General features: G+C 54.8%; 12 protein-coding genes and 2 tRNA genes. 5 read left to right on the top strand and 9 right to left on the bottom strand.

Annotated elements, in window-relative coordinates:
• Nucleotides 1–33: 33 nt before the first annotated feature.
• The 5 genes from WG891_RS10555 (at nucleotide 34) to WG891_RS10575 (ending at nucleotide 3,023) form a co-directional block, all read left to right on the top strand.
• Nucleotides 34–110: transfer RNA gene (locus WG891_RS10555), tRNA-Val, on the top strand.
• A 20-nt stretch (nucleotides 111–130) separates the two neighbouring features.
• Nucleotides 131–207 (top strand) — tRNA-Val (locus WG891_RS10560).
• A 109-nt stretch (nucleotides 208–316) separates the two neighbouring features.
• A complete protein-coding gene (locus tag WG891_RS10565; RefSeq protein ID WP_337262410.1) occupies nucleotides 317–622 on the top strand; it encodes a cupin in 306 nt (101 codons plus the stop codon).
• A 443-nt stretch (nucleotides 623–1,065) separates the two neighbouring features.
• Nucleotides 1,066–2,478, top strand: a complete 1,413-nt coding sequence (gene pykF, locus WG891_RS10570; protein WP_076940165.1) for a pyruvate kinase PykF — start codon at nucleotides 1,066–1,068, stop codon at nucleotides 2,476–2,478.
• 308 nt (nucleotides 2,479–2,786) lie between these two features.
• Complete coding sequence (locus WG891_RS10575; protein ID WP_005165631.1) at nucleotides 2,787–3,023, top strand: major outer membrane lipoprotein; 237 nt, start codon at nucleotides 2,787–2,789, stop codon at nucleotides 3,021–3,023.
• A gap of 152 nt (nucleotides 3,024–3,175) precedes the next feature.
• Here the strand turns inward: WG891_RS10575 and WG891_RS10580 are convergent, their stop codons facing one another.
• From WG891_RS10580 to ydiJ, 9 genes are all read right to left on the bottom strand, one after another.
• Nucleotides 3,176–4,189 (bottom strand): L,D-transpeptidase family protein, encoded by a 1,014-nt coding sequence (locus WG891_RS10580; RefSeq protein WP_443006095.1) that lies wholly within the window; start codon nucleotides 4,187–4,189, stop codon nucleotides 3,176–3,178.
• Between the two features lie 324 nt (nucleotides 4,190–4,513).
• Entirely contained in the window at nucleotides 4,514–4,930 is a 417-nt protein-coding gene (gene sufE, locus WG891_RS10585) for a cysteine desulfuration protein SufE (RefSeq protein WP_337262409.1), read from the bottom strand.
• Between the two features lie 25 nt (nucleotides 4,931–4,955).
• Entirely contained in the window at nucleotides 4,956–6,176 is a 1,221-nt protein-coding gene (gene sufS, locus WG891_RS10590) for a cysteine desulfurase SufS (protein WP_337262408.1), read from the bottom strand.
• Entirely contained in the window at nucleotides 6,173–7,447 is a 1,275-nt protein-coding gene (sufD, locus tag WG891_RS10595; RefSeq protein WP_337262407.1) for a Fe-S cluster assembly protein SufD, read from the bottom strand. The genes sufS and sufD overlap by 4 nt, the downstream gene beginning before the upstream one ends.
• Nucleotides 7,428–8,168: a Fe-S cluster assembly ATPase SufC gene (gene sufC, locus WG891_RS10600; RefSeq protein ID WP_337262406.1), complete on the bottom strand. Its 741-nt coding sequence runs from the start codon at nucleotides 8,166–8,168 to the stop codon at nucleotides 7,428–7,430. Before sufC ends, sufD begins: the two co-directional genes overlap by 20 nt.
• Nucleotides 8,169–8,189: 21 nt before the next feature.
• On the bottom strand, nucleotides 8,190–9,686 hold the full coding sequence (gene sufB, locus WG891_RS10605; RefSeq protein ID WP_337262405.1) for a Fe-S cluster assembly protein SufB: 1,497 nt from the start codon (nucleotides 9,684–9,686) through the stop codon (nucleotides 8,190–8,192).
• A gap of 14 nt (nucleotides 9,687–9,700) precedes the next feature.
• Complete coding sequence (gene sufA / locus WG891_RS10610; protein ID WP_076940172.1) at nucleotides 9,701–10,072, bottom strand: Fe-S cluster assembly scaffold SufA; 372 nt, start codon at nucleotides 10,070–10,072, stop codon at nucleotides 9,701–9,703.
• Nucleotides 10,073–10,281: 209 nt separating this feature from the next.
• A complete protein-coding gene (gene menI / locus WG891_RS10615) occupies nucleotides 10,282–10,698 on the bottom strand; it encodes a 1,4-dihydroxy-2-naphthoyl-CoA hydrolase (protein ID WP_076940173.1) in 417 nt (138 codons plus the stop codon).
• Nucleotides 10,695–13,751 carry a D-2-hydroxyglutarate dehydrogenase YdiJ gene (gene ydiJ / locus WG891_RS10620; protein WP_337262404.1) on the bottom strand — a complete coding sequence of 1,019 codons (3,057 nt, stop codon included), beginning with the start codon at nucleotides 13,749–13,751 and terminating at the stop codon, nucleotides 10,695–10,697. Before ydiJ ends, menI begins: the two co-directional genes overlap by 4 nt.
• Nucleotides 13,752–13,807: the final 56 nt, after the last annotated feature.

A 13,807-nucleotide genomic window follows, 5' to 3' on the forward strand; every position in this document is an offset into this window, starting at 1 on the left:
CCCGCTGTCAGCCATGACAGACAGGAAAAAGATGCGTCCGTAGCTCAGTTGGTTAGAGCACCACCTTGACATGGTGGGGGTCGATGGTTCGAGTCCATTCGGACGCACCAAATTCCTGCAGCCGTTCAGTGCGTCCGTAGCTCAGTTGGTTAGAGCACCACCTTGACATGGTGGGGGTCGATGGTTCGAGTCCATTCGGACGCACCAATTCTTTTCGTTTGCTCTATTTCCACCCACCCTGTGACCTCTAAGCAATGACATCGCAATAGAGCATCGGCTATCATCTGCGCCAACGCGTATTCAAGGCCATTCCCATATGTTGACATTTAAAGCAGAAACCGCATTCGAGCCCCTCGACAATGGCCTTGCTCGCCGTGAAGGGCGTATGAGTGACCAAACGCCAGCAACGGAAGTCAAATTCACTGCGGGTGCCTTTGGCCAACTGCAGAAGCGGCCATACCCGCAGCGGATCCAGATCCTTTCCGGCGAGTTTGAATTCACCATCGGCAATAATATTCATACCGTTTTGGCTGGCGAAATCTTGCTGATCCCTGCTGCCACCCTCTTTGGTTGTTTTTGCCTGGCGGCAGGCAACCTGTTGGAAATTCCGCAGCCAGCTTAAACGGCGCAACCTCCTCATCAATAACATCTCTTTTCCCGCGGCACTCACCGGAATTGTTTACAGTCAGGTTATTTGCGCAACAAACCGCTACCGTAAATTTTCATTTGCGCCACATTTGCCCCTGTTTTAACTAAACCTGCCGCCCACATCGGTTTTTTGTTTTGTTTCCCACCATAGAGCCCTTATAATGCGCAACGTCTTTCAGTTGAATGGTTTCAGCCCTTGATCTGCGAAAACGCAATAACGACAATTTTTCCCCCCAGCAATATGCGCAGCATACCCGCGTCACGACAGCGGCTGAATTTTTCCACCTCATTTCTACTGTGGTCACCTATCCTTAACTATGTTTCACACTACCAGGCACGCTTCAAATCCCTTACCGATGGTTTAACCGCCGGTATCGTTCGTTTTATTATCCATCACAACTTGTAGAAAAAATCGTCATGAAAAAGACAAAAATTGTTTGTACCATCGGTCCTAAAACCGAATCGGAAGAAATGCTGACCCGCCTGCTGAACGCAGGTATGAACGTAATGCGCCTTAACTTTTCCCACGGTGATTACGAAGAACACGGCAACCGCATCAAGAATCTGCGCGCAGTGATGGCAAAAACCGGTAAAACCGCTGGCATCCTGCTGGATACCAAAGGCCCGGAAATCCGCACCATGAAATTGGAAGGCGGTACTGACGCCGCTCTGGTGGCTGGCCAAACGTTCACCTTTACCACCGACCAAAGCGTCATCGGCAACAAAGAACGCGTAGCAGTCACCTACCCTGGCCTCACTGCCGATCTGAAAGTGGGTAACACCGTACTGGTGGATGACGGCCTGATCGGCATGGAAGTCACCGCGGTCACTGAAAAAGAAGTGATCTGTAAAGTGCTGAACAACGGCGATCTGGGCGAAAACAAAGGCGTTAACCTGCCGGGTGTTTCCATCCAACTGCCAGCACTGGCAGAAAAAGACAAACACGATCTGATCTTCGGGTGCGAACAGGGTGTGGACTTCGTTGCGGCTTCATTCATCCGTAAGCGTTCCGATGTGCTGGAAATTCGTGAGCACCTGAAGGCACACGGCGGCGAGAACATCCAGATCATCTCCAAAATTGAGAACCAGGAAGGCCTGAATAACTTCGACGAAATCCTCGAAGCGTCTGACGGCATCATGGTGGCACGGGGTGATTTGGGCGTTGAGATCCCGGTTGAAGAAGTGATCTTCGCGCAGAAGATGATGATCGAAAAATGTAACCGTGCACGTAAAGTGGTGATCACCGCCACCCAGATGCTGGATTCGATGATCAAAAACCCACGCCCTACCCGCGCTGAAGCTGGTGACGTGGCTAACGCCATTCTGGATGGCACCGATGCGGTGATGTTATCCGGCGAAAGCGCCAAGGGTAAATACCCGCTGGAAGCCGTGACCATCATGGCCACCATCTGCGAACGTACCGATCGCGTGATGCCAAGCCGCATTGATACCCAGAACGACAATCGCAAGCTGCGCATCACCGAAGCGGTGTGCCGCGGTGCTGTCGAAACGGCCGAAAAACTGGATGCGCCATTGATCGTGGTAGCCACCAGCGGCGGTAAGTCGGCCAAATCAGTACGTAAATACTTCCCTAACGCCATCATTCTGGCGCTGACCACCAATGAAACCACCGCACATCAGTTAATCCTGAGTAAAGGCGTGGTCACCCAGATGGTGAAAGAGATCGCCTCTACCGATGATTTCTATCGCATCGGTAAAGAAGCGGCCTTGGCCAGCGGGCTGGCACAAAAAGGCGACGTGGTAGTGATGGTTTCCGGTGCCTTGGTGCCGAGCGGAACCACCAATACGGCTTCAGTTCACGTGCTGTAATTAATAAACGTGACAAAAGTGCTGTGACCCAAACGCCGCTTTGCGGCGTTTTTTTATCCTTCGCCAACTGTTTTCTAAAAAACGCAACCCCTAACTGCTCATTATTTAGCTAATTTCAATTAAGAGTAGTCCCGTGAAATGGGGCTGTTTTCCCTCGTTTTTTTAACTATTTTGTAAAACCAGATGCAAGTTTGAGCGAACGATCAAAATAAAGGGCCTCAATACAAAAAAATTATTCTCTTTCGAAAAAAGTTTGTGTAATACTTGTAACGCTACATGGAGATTAACTCAATCTAGAGGGTGTTATAATGAATCGTACTAAACTGGTACTGGGCGCGGTAATCCTGGCTTCTACTATGCTGGCTGGTTGCTCTAGCAATGCTAAAATCGATCAACTGTCTTCTGACGTTCAGACTCTGAACGCTAAAGTTGATCAGCTGAGCAACGACGTGAACGCAATCCGTTCTGACGTTCAAGCAGCTAAAGATGACGCAGCGCGCGCTAACCAGCGTCTGGACAACCAAGCTCACGCTTACAAAAAGTAAGTTAGCTTTGGTAATTAAAAACGGTGCACTTTGTGCGCCGTTTTTTTTACCTGCGATTCAGGATCTGCTCTTTTGATCGCTACCGCCTTTTCTACAGACAAAAAAAGAGGCCCAGCATGCTAGACCTCTCCATTCCCTACCCTAAACCCGATTTAATTTACTGAGCTGATCGGCGCCCCTGCTGGAGTGTCGCTATTTGCGCTCTGAGGTGCCTCAGGCGTCGCAGGAACCTCAGAAGGGTCCTGACCTACACTCACCAGCACCGGCATGCCAGAACGCCGTACAACGGCGCTGTCGAACACCGCTTTGTCAGTCTGCTGATCGCTGGCAAAGGCTTTCTGGTTTTTAGAAAGCGGGATTGGCATAGTCTGCGGATCGTCACTAGCGACCTTCGACAACGGCTGATGCACTTCCACATAGCGCTTACCGTCCGGTTCGACGGAAACCTTCACCGGCTCGTTGATGATTTGCACCCGCGTGCCTTGGGGGATCATATTGAACAAGGCTTCGATGTCGTCTGGACGCAAGCGGATACAGCCGGAACTGACGCGCATGCCGATGCCAAAGTTGGCATTAGTACCGTGGATCAGGTATTGGCCATGCCCCATCGACAGGCGCAAGGCAAACAGCCCCATCGGATTCTCTGGCCCAGCCGGGATCACCGCCGGAAGTATTTCGCCTTTAGCCGCATAGCGTTTACGGATGTTGGCCGTTGGCGTCCAGGTTGGGTTCGGGATCTTCTGGCTGACCGACGTCACCTGCAGCGGGGTGTTCATTCCGGTCTGGCCAATGCCGATCGGATAGACGATAACCTTGTCTTCCCCTTTCGGGTAGTAGTACAAACGCAGCTCTGCCAGGTTAACCACAATCCCTTCGCGTGGCGTATCCGGCAGCAGCATTTGGGTTGGGATCGTCAGCGTTGAACCCGGCGTCGGCAGATAGGGATCGGTACCCGGGTTAGCTTCCAACATTCCCAGCAGGCCTATCTTGTATTCAGCGGCAATCATCTCAAGCGAGCGCCCATCGTTCGGCACCTGATAAATAATATTTTCACCAATCAGGCGGCTACCTGCTGGCGGCAATGGATATTCGTTCGCGCTGGCAGCCTGGATGCCTGTCAGCGCGGTGGCGAAAAACATGCCTAGTAGAGTCAACGTACGTTTCATTCTCATCCCTATTCTTAATTACACCTTCGAATCTGCGGCCACAAGGCAGCAAAAGCTTTAGGTATACAGTTCAATCACAAGAGTATCTGGCGCTTGCCGGTGGGTAAATCGGATAAATGCTCGAACAATACTAGCAAGAACGGGGGCAAAGGCAATAAGTTGTCTAAAAATCAACACGTTATAACATAATCAATACGTCAGATTGTCAACGAAACGTCAATGACTAACTTGCTGAAATACCACTGATTTAGCCGAGGTAAACGGAGGATTTATCAGGATTGTAAAGGCTCATTGACATTAATATCTGGTCAATGAGCCTGGATATTAGGCTAACTGCGCGGCGCGGCTGCGAATGGCGCGGATCATCGCCTCAAGCCCCTGAGACCGGGAAGGCGTCAAATGCTGGCTAAGCGCCAGTTCAGCGAAGAATGGCAGCACGTCCAGATCGATAATCTGTTGTACCGTGAGCCGGTGATACAAAATAAAGACCACCGCCAGCAACCCCTTGACGATCGCGGCATCGCTGTCGCCATGGAACTCAACCCGCCCTTCGCCCGCATCGCGCAGCACAATCCATACCTGGCTCTGGCAGCCAGCAATCAGATTACCCGTCTGCCGGTCGGTTTCTGCTAACGGCGGCAATTGATTGCCCAATTCGATCACGTACAGGTACTTCTCTTCCCAATTCAGGCAGCGGGAAAAATTACGCACCAGTTTATCTTTGTCCGGTAAGTTTGCCATACGGCTCCCTTTGTGATGAAAGGCGTTAGCCAAGTAACCGCTGGATCCGTTGCAACCCGGCAACCAACCGATCCACCTCTTCCTGCGTATTGTATAGCGCCAAAGAGGCACGACACATGCTCGGCACGCCATAGAAGGCCATCAGCGGCATCGCACAGTGGTGCCCGGTACGAATGGCAATGCCGTACTGATCGAGAAAACTGCCCACGTCATAGGCATGATGTTCACCCAAATTAAAAGCAATAACGCCCGCCCGCGCCGCTGGGCCATAAATCTTTAGCGCTGGCACCTGCTGCAGCGCCTCCAGCGCGTAGTGCATGAGCGATTGTTCATAATCGTGGATCGCCTCCAGCCCCAGATCGTTCACATATTCAATCGCGGCCCCCAGTCCCATGATGCCCGCGCTGTTGGGCGACCCGGCTTCAAAACGCCACGGTGGTGCGGCAAAGGTGGTGCCTGCCGTCAGACTGACCTGCTGGATCATCGCGCCACCGCCTTCCCACGGCGGCATCTGTTCTAGCAACGCTTGCTTGCCGTATAAAATGCCGATGCCAGAAGGCCCGTAGAGCTTATGGCCGGAGAACGTATAGAAATCACAATCCAGCGCCCGGACGTCAACCCGCTGGTGCATCACCGCCTGCGCACCGTCCACCAATACCTTCAACCCAGCGGCTTTAGCCACAGGAATGATGTCACTCAGCGGATTGACGGTGCCCAGCACATTAGAAATTTGAGCGATCGCCAGCAGGCGGGTAGAAGCGTCGATCAGGTGCGGTAACTGCGCCGGATCCAAGGTGCCATCCGGCTGCAGTGGCCAGACGCGCAGCTCAATACCGCGCTCCTGTGCCAGCATCTGCCAAGGCACAATGTTGGCATGATGCTCCATTTCGGTGATGATGATACTGTCGCCCGCCGCCAGTAAATGGCGGCCAAAGCTGTTAGCCACCAGGTTGATGCCTTCGGTGGTGCCCTTCACAAACAGGATCTCTTCTGCCGATGCCGCATTGATAAAGCTAGCCACCTGCGCGCGCACCGCTTCCATCTGCTGCGTCGCTTCCGCACTCAAGGTATGTATGCCACGGTGCACGGCGGCGTAGCCGTGGCGATAAAAATCCAGTTCGCGGTCAATCACCGTCTGCGGTTTCTGCGCGCTGGCGGCGCTGTCCAGATAGGCCAGCGGTTGCCCGTTCACTTCGCGTGCCAGCAAAGGGAAATCGCTGCGCACCCGCTCCAAGGGGTAACTCATGCGCCCTCCTTTGGCAGGCGTTCAGCAATGCGTGCCAACACCTGGGCACGCACGATCGGGTTGACAATCCCTTCAGTCAGTTCAGCGGCGAAGGCAAAAATGATCATCCGCTGTGCCGCCTGTTGATCAATCCCGCGCGATTGCAGGTAGAACAGTTGTTCGCCATCAATGCGCCCCACGGTAGCACCATGGCTGCACTTGACGTCATCCGCATAGATCTCCAACTGCGGTTTGGTGTCCACCTCTGCCACTTTCCCTAACAACAGGTTATGGTTGGTCATCTGGCCATCGGTTTTTATCGCGTGTGGTGCCACTTTGATCATGCCGTTGAACACCGCCTTGGCGCGATCGCTCACCACCGTTTTATGCAACTGGCGGCTTTCGCCATAGCCGCGGTTGTGTTCCAGATAGGTTCGGGTATCACACACCTCTTTCCCCACCGGCAGCACCAGGCTGTTGATCACCAGATTAGCCCCTTCACCATTCAACTGTGCGCTGGTGTTATGACGAGTCAGCCCCGCGCCAAGCAGGAAGCTGTCACTTTTTACCCGCGCATCGCGGCCAACCTGCAGATCGTTATGCGCAAAGTGAAAACTGGCCTGGTTTTCAAACGCCAGTTTGCAATGCTGTAACACCGCGTTGTCGCCAATCGTCGCGGTCAGGCGTGTGCCGGTAAAATGAGCCGCTGGACCGAGGCTGACATAGTGCTCGATCACTTCCGCCTGCGCGCCCGATGCGATATCCAGGTGGTGCCGGTGATACAGGGTATTCGCTTCTCCTTCATCATCACGCCCAGCGCTGATATGCAGCAAATAGAGCGGTTTGCCGGGCACTTTCCCGGCAGGCAGGCGGATCACGCGGGTTTCCTGCGCCAGGCTTTCGGTCAGATGCAAAAAAATCTCCGGCTGAATCGGCTCCGGCAACCTGTGGGGTGCCTTCTCCAACTGGTAATCCCCCAAATCCTTGTCGCTCAACTGCGGGCAGAAACGCCCATCGATAAATACCAGGCGATAGGCATCAATCTTCAGCGCCAGGGCATCGCGCTGGGCAGAACTAAAGGTTTTCCCCAGAGGTTCCACAAACTGTTGATCCAGCAAAGCGTCCAGCGGGGTATATTTCCAGTTTTCCTGCTTGCGAGTCGGCCAGCCAAGGCACAGAGCCTGCTGCCAATGGGCCTGCGCGTGAGGAGAGAACTCGCCACCACGGGCAACGAACAGGTGGCGCATCTGCTGCAGCACCGGGGAATCATTGTTACTCGGAAAGCCAGCCATAGCCCTGCTCCTCCAGCTGTTTCACCAACGAGAAATCACCCGATTTAACGATGCGCCCTTGAGAAAGAACATGCACATAGTCCGGCTGGATATAATCCAGAATACGCTGGTAGTGGGTGACGATGATAAAAGCGCGCTGGCCGTCGCGCAGCGAGTTAACGCCGTTGGCGACAATCTTTAACGCATCAATATCCAGCCCGGAATCGGTTTCATCCAGGATGCACAAATCCGGCTCCAGCGCCGCCATTTGCAGGATATCGTTACGTTTCTTCTCGCCGCCGGAAAAGCCGACGTTTACCGAGCGGGTCAGCAGATCGGCGGGCATACTCAGCAAGGCGATTTTCTGTTCAATAAAGTCGGCGAAGTCGAAGCGATCGAGCGCCTCTTGCCCACGGTATTTGCGCACCGCATTAACCGAGGTTTGCAGGAAGAAATGATTACTGACGCCGGGGATCTCAACCGGATACTGAAACGCCAGAAAAATCCCTTCTCCGGCGCGTTCTTCAGGCGCCAGCGCCAGCAGATCTTTACCTTTAAAGGCCACTTCACCAGCGCTTACCTGATACTCTTCACGCCCGGCGAGCGTGGCGGCCAGCGTACTTTTGCCCGAGCCGTTCGGGCCCATGATGGCGTGAACCTCACCCGGTTTAATTTCCAGGTTCAGCCCCTTGAGGATCTCATTGCCTTCTGCGCTAACGTGCAAATTCTTGATGCTTAACATGCTGTATCCTCATTGGTGTGCTTAGCCGACGCTATGTTCCAGGCTGATCGCCAGCAGTTTTTGCGCCTCAACGGCAAACTCCAGCGGCAGCTCGGAGAACACGTCCTTGCAGAATCCATTGACGATCATCGAGATAGCATCATCTTCACTGATGCCTCGTTGCAGACAATAAAATAGCTGGTCGTCACCAATCTTCGAGGTGGTCGCTTCATGCTCCAACTGGGCGCTGTTATTGCGCACTTCCACATACGGGAAGGTATGCGCGCCACTATCCGGCCCGATCAGCATGGAGTCGCACTGGGTAAAATTGCGCGCGTTTTCTGCCCCAGGCAGAATCTTCACCAGCCCGCGATAGGTATTCTGGCTGTGCCCGGCGGAGATCCCTTTGGCAATAATGGTGGACTTGGTATTTTTGCCGATATGGATCATCTTGGTGCCGGTATCCGCCTGCTGACGGCCGTTGGTCAGCGCCACAGAGAAAAATTCACCGATGGAGTTGTCACCTTGCAGGATCACGCTGGGGTATTTCCAGGTGATCGCCGAGCCGGTTTCCGACTGCGTCCACGACATTTTGGAACCCGCCCCTTCACACAATGCACGCTTGGTGACAAAGTTCAGAATGCCGCCCTGGCTTTCGCCACCGGCAAACCAGTTCTGCACCGTGGAGTATTTCACCTCGGCGTCTTTATGCAGGATCACCTCCACCACCGCCGCGTGCAGTTGATAGCTGTCGCGCACCGGCGCTGAGCACCCCTCAATGTAGCTGACGTAACTGCCTTCATCGGCGATCAGGATAGTGCGTTCGAATTGGCCGGTTTTGGCCGCGTTGATGCGAAAATACGTGGAGAGTTCCATCGGGCAGCGAACGCCTTTCGGCACATAGACAAAGGTGCCGTCGGAAGCCACCGCAGCGTTAAGCGCGGCAAAAAAGTTGTCATTATGCGGCACCACGCGGCCAAGGTATTTGCGCACCAGATCTGGATGTTGTTGAATCGCCTCACCGAGCGAGCAGAAAATCACGCCGCTTTCCGCCAGCTTGGCTCGATAGGTCGTGGCCACGGAAACCGAGTCAAAGATCGCGTCCACCGCCACCTCGCTGCCTTCGCGCACCGGCACGCCCAGCTGATTGAACGCCAGTTCCACTTCGCTGGTCAGATAACTGTTTTCCACCACCGCACCGGGTTGCTGTTCTGCCCCCGGCTGAGAATCGCAGGTATCATCACAATGGCCGCAGGAAGGGGCCGAATAATAGCTGTAATCCTGATAGTTCAAGGCATCATAGTGGGCTTTCAGCCAATGCGGCTCGTCCATTTGCAGCCAGGCACGGTAAGCCTCCAGGCGGAACGCCAGCATCCACTCGGGCTCATTGCGCTTGGCAGAAATAGCGCGCACCACCTCTTCATTGATGCCCTTAGCTAACTCATCGGTGGCCAACTGGGTGAAAAAACCTTCCTTGTAACGCCCGTCGCTGACCCAAGCCTGTACATCATGAGTAACGTCTACCTTGCTTCGCGTCATGTTGGTTACATCGCTCAAACGCCAAAGCTCTCACCACACCCGCAGGCGTTCTGAGCTTTAGGGTTATTGAATTTGAAGATCTGATTCAGCCCATCACGGACAAAATCCACCGTGGTTCCATCAATAAACGGCATGGCTTTCAGTGGCACATACAGCACCGCGCCATCACGTTCAAAGCGCAGATCGTCCGCGGCGGGCTCACGGGTCAGATCCAGCACATAAGCAAAACCGGCACAACCAGACTGTTTCACCCCAAGCCGCAACCCCAACACCTGTGCGTCCTGCTGCATTAATTTGCTAATCTGCTTCACTGCGCTGTCGCTGAGCGAAATCCCCTGCCAGACCTGATCTGCCAAAGAGAAGGTACCGACATTTTCCGTTTGCATAAATTTGCCTCACCGTTGTGTTTCACCACCGCCAATTGAACATAGATATAAAATACCTATTTATGCATTTTATCTGTCGCAAAAATGCGCTTTTCTGTTTTAAGTTTAGTCGTTACTGAATTTTTTGAGCCGCCGGTGAGCAAATGGGCAACAGGAGGAAGAAAAGCGTGGGCTGAATTGCCCGCAGATCGGCTCTGCGGGCACGAGGATTAATCAATAACTGCCGTTGTGAGGCGAGAGGTGCAGCACAGACGATCGCGCTCGTCGAAAATTTCGATCTGCCAGACCTGATTACGGCGGCCCGCATGCAATGCACGGCAAACACCGCGCACCTGCCCGGCAAACACCGCCCGAATATGGTTGGCGTTGATTTCCAACCCAACCACCTTTTGCTCCCCTTCGGTACAGAGGTAACCGGCCATGGATCCCATCGACTCCGCCAGCACCACCGAAGCCCCACCGTGCAGCAGGCCGAACGGCTGCGTAGTGCGATGATCAACCGGCATCACCGCCTCCAGGTAATCATCCTCAAGGCGGGTAAACAGGATCCCCACATGCCCGACCATGCACCCTTCACCGGTGCGGTTGAGCTGTTCCAGCGTTGCTTCACGTTTCCACAATTTCACGCCATTATCTCCAGAAGAGCCTGTAACGGATGCCGCACGCCATTGCCTTCGATGCGTTTCACCTGGCTGCGGCAGGAATAACCGGTCGCCAAGCAACGTTGCCGTGGCAAACGTTGCAGCGCCTGGTGCCAAGATAGTTCATAAATCCCCAAGGAATTCTGCAGATTCTTGGCCTCATGGCCGTAGGTTCCCGCCATGCCGCAACAGCCGACGCTGACGTTCTCCAGTTTTGCACCAAAACGGCCAAATATCGCAGCCCACTGCTGGGTGCTGGCTGGCAGCGCCGTGGTTTCGGTACAGTGGCCAAACAGATACCAGGCCTCCCCCGTTGCCGCTTGTTCCGGGCGATCGGCCAACAACTGCTGCAACCACTCGTGCACCAACTGCACCTGGAAACTGCCGCGGGCAGCGCCGAGTATTTCTTGGTATTCATCGCGATAGCATAATACCAAGGCCGGATCGACCCCCACCATCGGCATACCGAGCTTCGCTACCCGGTTGAGGAAATCGGCCGTTTTACGCGCCGTCTTGGCAAAGCGAGCCAGGAACCCTTTGATATGCTGTGCCTTACCGTTGGGCGAGAATGGCAGCAATACCGGTTGGTAGCCCAGCTTTTCCACCAGCCGCACAAAGTCTGCCACCACCTGCGCGTCGTAGTAGCTGGTAAAGGGATCCTGGACGATCAGCACATGCTGTTCACGCTGTGCCTCGCTCAAGGCCTCAAGCTGTTCCAGCGTCATGGTAAAAGCACGGTGGCCGGAAAGCTGCTGACGCAAGGTCGGGCTGGAAAGCAGCGGTAAGTCCACCATGCCGATCGTGCTGCGGCTCAGGTTGCGCACCCACGGCTGTTTAAAGAAGAAGTTGAACACCTTCGGCGCTTTGGCCATCAGTGGCGTGTAGCTTTCGACACCGGCGACCATGTAATCGCGCACCGGGCGCAGGTAACGGGTGTGATAAAGCTGCAGGAAACGCGAACGGAACCCCGGTACATCGATCTTGATCGGGCACTGGGTCGAACAGGCTTTACAGGCCAGGCAACCGGACATGGCCTCTTTCACTTCGTGCGAGAAGTCATACTCGCCTTTACCCGCACGCCAGCTATTGCGGGTTTTCTCGATCAGGCTACGCAAGCTCAGGCGCTGCTGCGGCAGTTGCTGCTCCAACGCTACCGGATCGACACCCTGCTCGGCCAGCAACCGCAGCCACTCACGCACCAGCGCCGCACGGCCTTTTGGCGAGTGGATACGGTTACCGGTGATCTTCATCGACGGGCACATCGGGCTGCGCGTATCAAAGTTGAAGCACAGGCCGTTGCCGTTACACTCCAGCGCACCGCGGAACGAGGTGCGAACATCAAGCGGAATGCGGCGATCCAACGTGCCGCGTTTGGCGGCATCCACCTTCATCATCGGCTCATCCACGCCGATTGGCGGGCAGATTTTGCCTGGGTTGAGACGGTTCAGCGGATCAAACGCGGTCTTGATGCGGCGCAACTCCTCATACAGCACGTCACCAAAGAAGGCCGGGCTGTACTCCGCACGGAAGCCTTTACCGTGCTCGCCCCACAGCAACCCGCCGTATTTGGCGGTGAGGGCCACCACCCGATCGGAGATTTCCTTCATCAGCACTTCTTGCTGCGGATCGCACATATCCAACGCCGGGCGCACATGCAGCACCCCAGCATCGACGTGGCCGAACATGCCGTAGCTCAGGTTGTGGCTGTCGAGCAACTGGCGGAATTCGGTAATGTAATCGGCCAGATGCTGCGGCGGCACACAGGTATCTTCGGCAAACGGAATCGGCTTGGCCTGCCCTTTGGCATTGCCCAGCAGCCCGACGGCCTTTTTGCGCATAGTATAGATACGCTCAATGCCGGTGAGGTCGCTGCAGATCTGGTAGCCAATCACCCCAGACTGTTGCCTGGCGATCAAATCATCCAAGCGTTCACACAGCGCCGCCATCTGGCCGTCGATCAGCACTTGATCGTCACCGGCAAACTCAACGATGTTCAGCCCGAGCATCTCTTTATCCGGCACGTTGGTGATCAACTCGCTGACCGAATGCCAGACGATATCCTCACGCGCCAGATTGAGCACCTTGGAATCGATGGTTTCTACCGACAGCGCTTTGGCCTCCACCATCACCGGCGCATTGCGCAGCGCAGAGTCGAAAGAGTCATATTTGATGTTAACCAGGCGTCGCACTTTCGGCAGCGGCGTAATATCCAGCCGCGCTTCGGTGATAAACGCCAGCGTGCCTTCGGCCCCGGTAAGGATGCGCGTCAGATCGAAGGTTTGCAGATCGTCGCTCAGCACATGGCGCAAATCGTAACCGGTGAGGAAGCGGTTAAGCTTAGGGAATTTTTCCAGGATCAGCGCGCGCTGTTCTCGGCAACGGTTGAGCACCGTGGCATAAATACGCCCTTCCGGCGTATCTTCCTGGGCAATCGTTTCCGCCAGCGGCGTCGGCATGGCGCGAGTATCGATCATCTCTCCCCCCAGCAACACCGCCCGCAGCCCGAGCACGTGATCCGAGGTTTTGCCATACACCAGTGAACCCTGGCCGGAGGCGTCGGTATTGATCATCCCGCCAAGCGTGGCGCGGTTGCTGGTGGAAAGCTCTGGCGAGAAGAAATAGCCGAACGGCCGCAGATACTGGTTAAGCTGGTCTTTAATCACCCCGGCTTCAACCCGTACCCAGCCCTGTTCGACATTGATATCCAAAATGCGGTTCATATAGCGCGACATGTCAACCACAATGCCGCTATTCAGCGCTTGGCCGTTAGTGCCGGTGCCGCCACCCCGCGGGGTAAAGGTCAGCGCCTTGAAGCGCTCTTCTGCCGCCAAGCGGGTCAGCAACGCCACATCGCTGGTTGAACGGGGGAACACCACCGCATCGGGCAGGAGCTGATAAATGCTGTTGTCTGTCGCCATGGTCAGGCGATCGGCATAGCTGGTGGCAGTATCGCCGCTGAATCCGTTCTGTTTTAACGCTTCCAAAAAATCGAGCACCCGTTGAACGAGACCGGGTGCCTGAGAAATCTGTGGGATCATTCGCTTTTTTGACCCTGTTTGTCTAATTTTTAACTACCTAACCGGGCCTAGATGCA

The sequence above is a fragment of the Serratia sp. MMO-28 genome (assembly GCF_037199905.1).
Classification (GTDB): Bacteria; Pseudomonadota; Gammaproteobacteria; order Enterobacterales; family Enterobacteriaceae; genus Chania; species Chania oryzae.

What these genes read in the sequence shown, in the direction of transcription:
- sufC (WP_337262406.1), bottom strand. Translation starts at nt 8,168, where the DNA reads ATGTTAAGCATCAAGAATTTGCACGTTAGCGCAGAAGGCAATGAGATC.
- WG891_RS10575 (WP_005165631.1), top strand. Translation starts at nt 2,787, where the DNA reads ATGAATCGTACTAAACTGGTACTGGGCGCGGTAATCCTGGCTTCTACT.
- ydiJ (WP_337262404.1), bottom strand. Translation starts at nt 13,751, where the DNA reads ATGATCCCACAGATTTCTCAGGCACCCGGTCTCGTTCAACGGGTGCTC.
- sufA (WP_076940172.1), bottom strand. Translation starts at nt 10,072, where the DNA reads ATGCAAACGGAAAATGTCGGTACCTTCTCTTTGGCAGATCAGGTCTGG.
- sufS (WP_337262408.1), bottom strand. Translation starts at nt 6,176, where the DNA reads ATGAGTTACCCCTTGGAGCGGGTGCGCAGCGATTTCCCTTTGCTGGCA.
- sufB (WP_337262405.1), bottom strand. Translation starts at nt 9,686, where the DNA reads ATGACGCGAAGCAAGGTAGACGTTACTCATGATGTACAGGCTTGGGTC.
- WG891_RS10580 (WP_443006095.1), bottom strand. Translation starts at nt 4,189, where the DNA reads ATGAAACGTACGTTGACTCTACTAGGCATGTTTTTCGCCACCGCGCTG.
- pykF (WP_076940165.1), top strand. Translation starts at nt 1,066, where the DNA reads ATGAAAAAGACAAAAATTGTTTGTACCATCGGTCCTAAAACCGAATCG.
- WG891_RS10565 (WP_337262410.1), top strand. Translation starts at nt 317, where the DNA reads ATGTTGACATTTAAAGCAGAAACCGCATTCGAGCCCCTCGACAATGGC.
- sufD (WP_337262407.1), bottom strand. Translation starts at nt 7,447, where the DNA reads ATGGCTGGCTTTCCGAGTAACAATGATTCCCCGGTGCTGCAGCAGATG.
- sufE (WP_337262409.1), bottom strand. Translation starts at nt 4,930, where the DNA reads ATGGCAAACTTACCGGACAAAGATAAACTGGTGCGTAATTTTTCCCGC.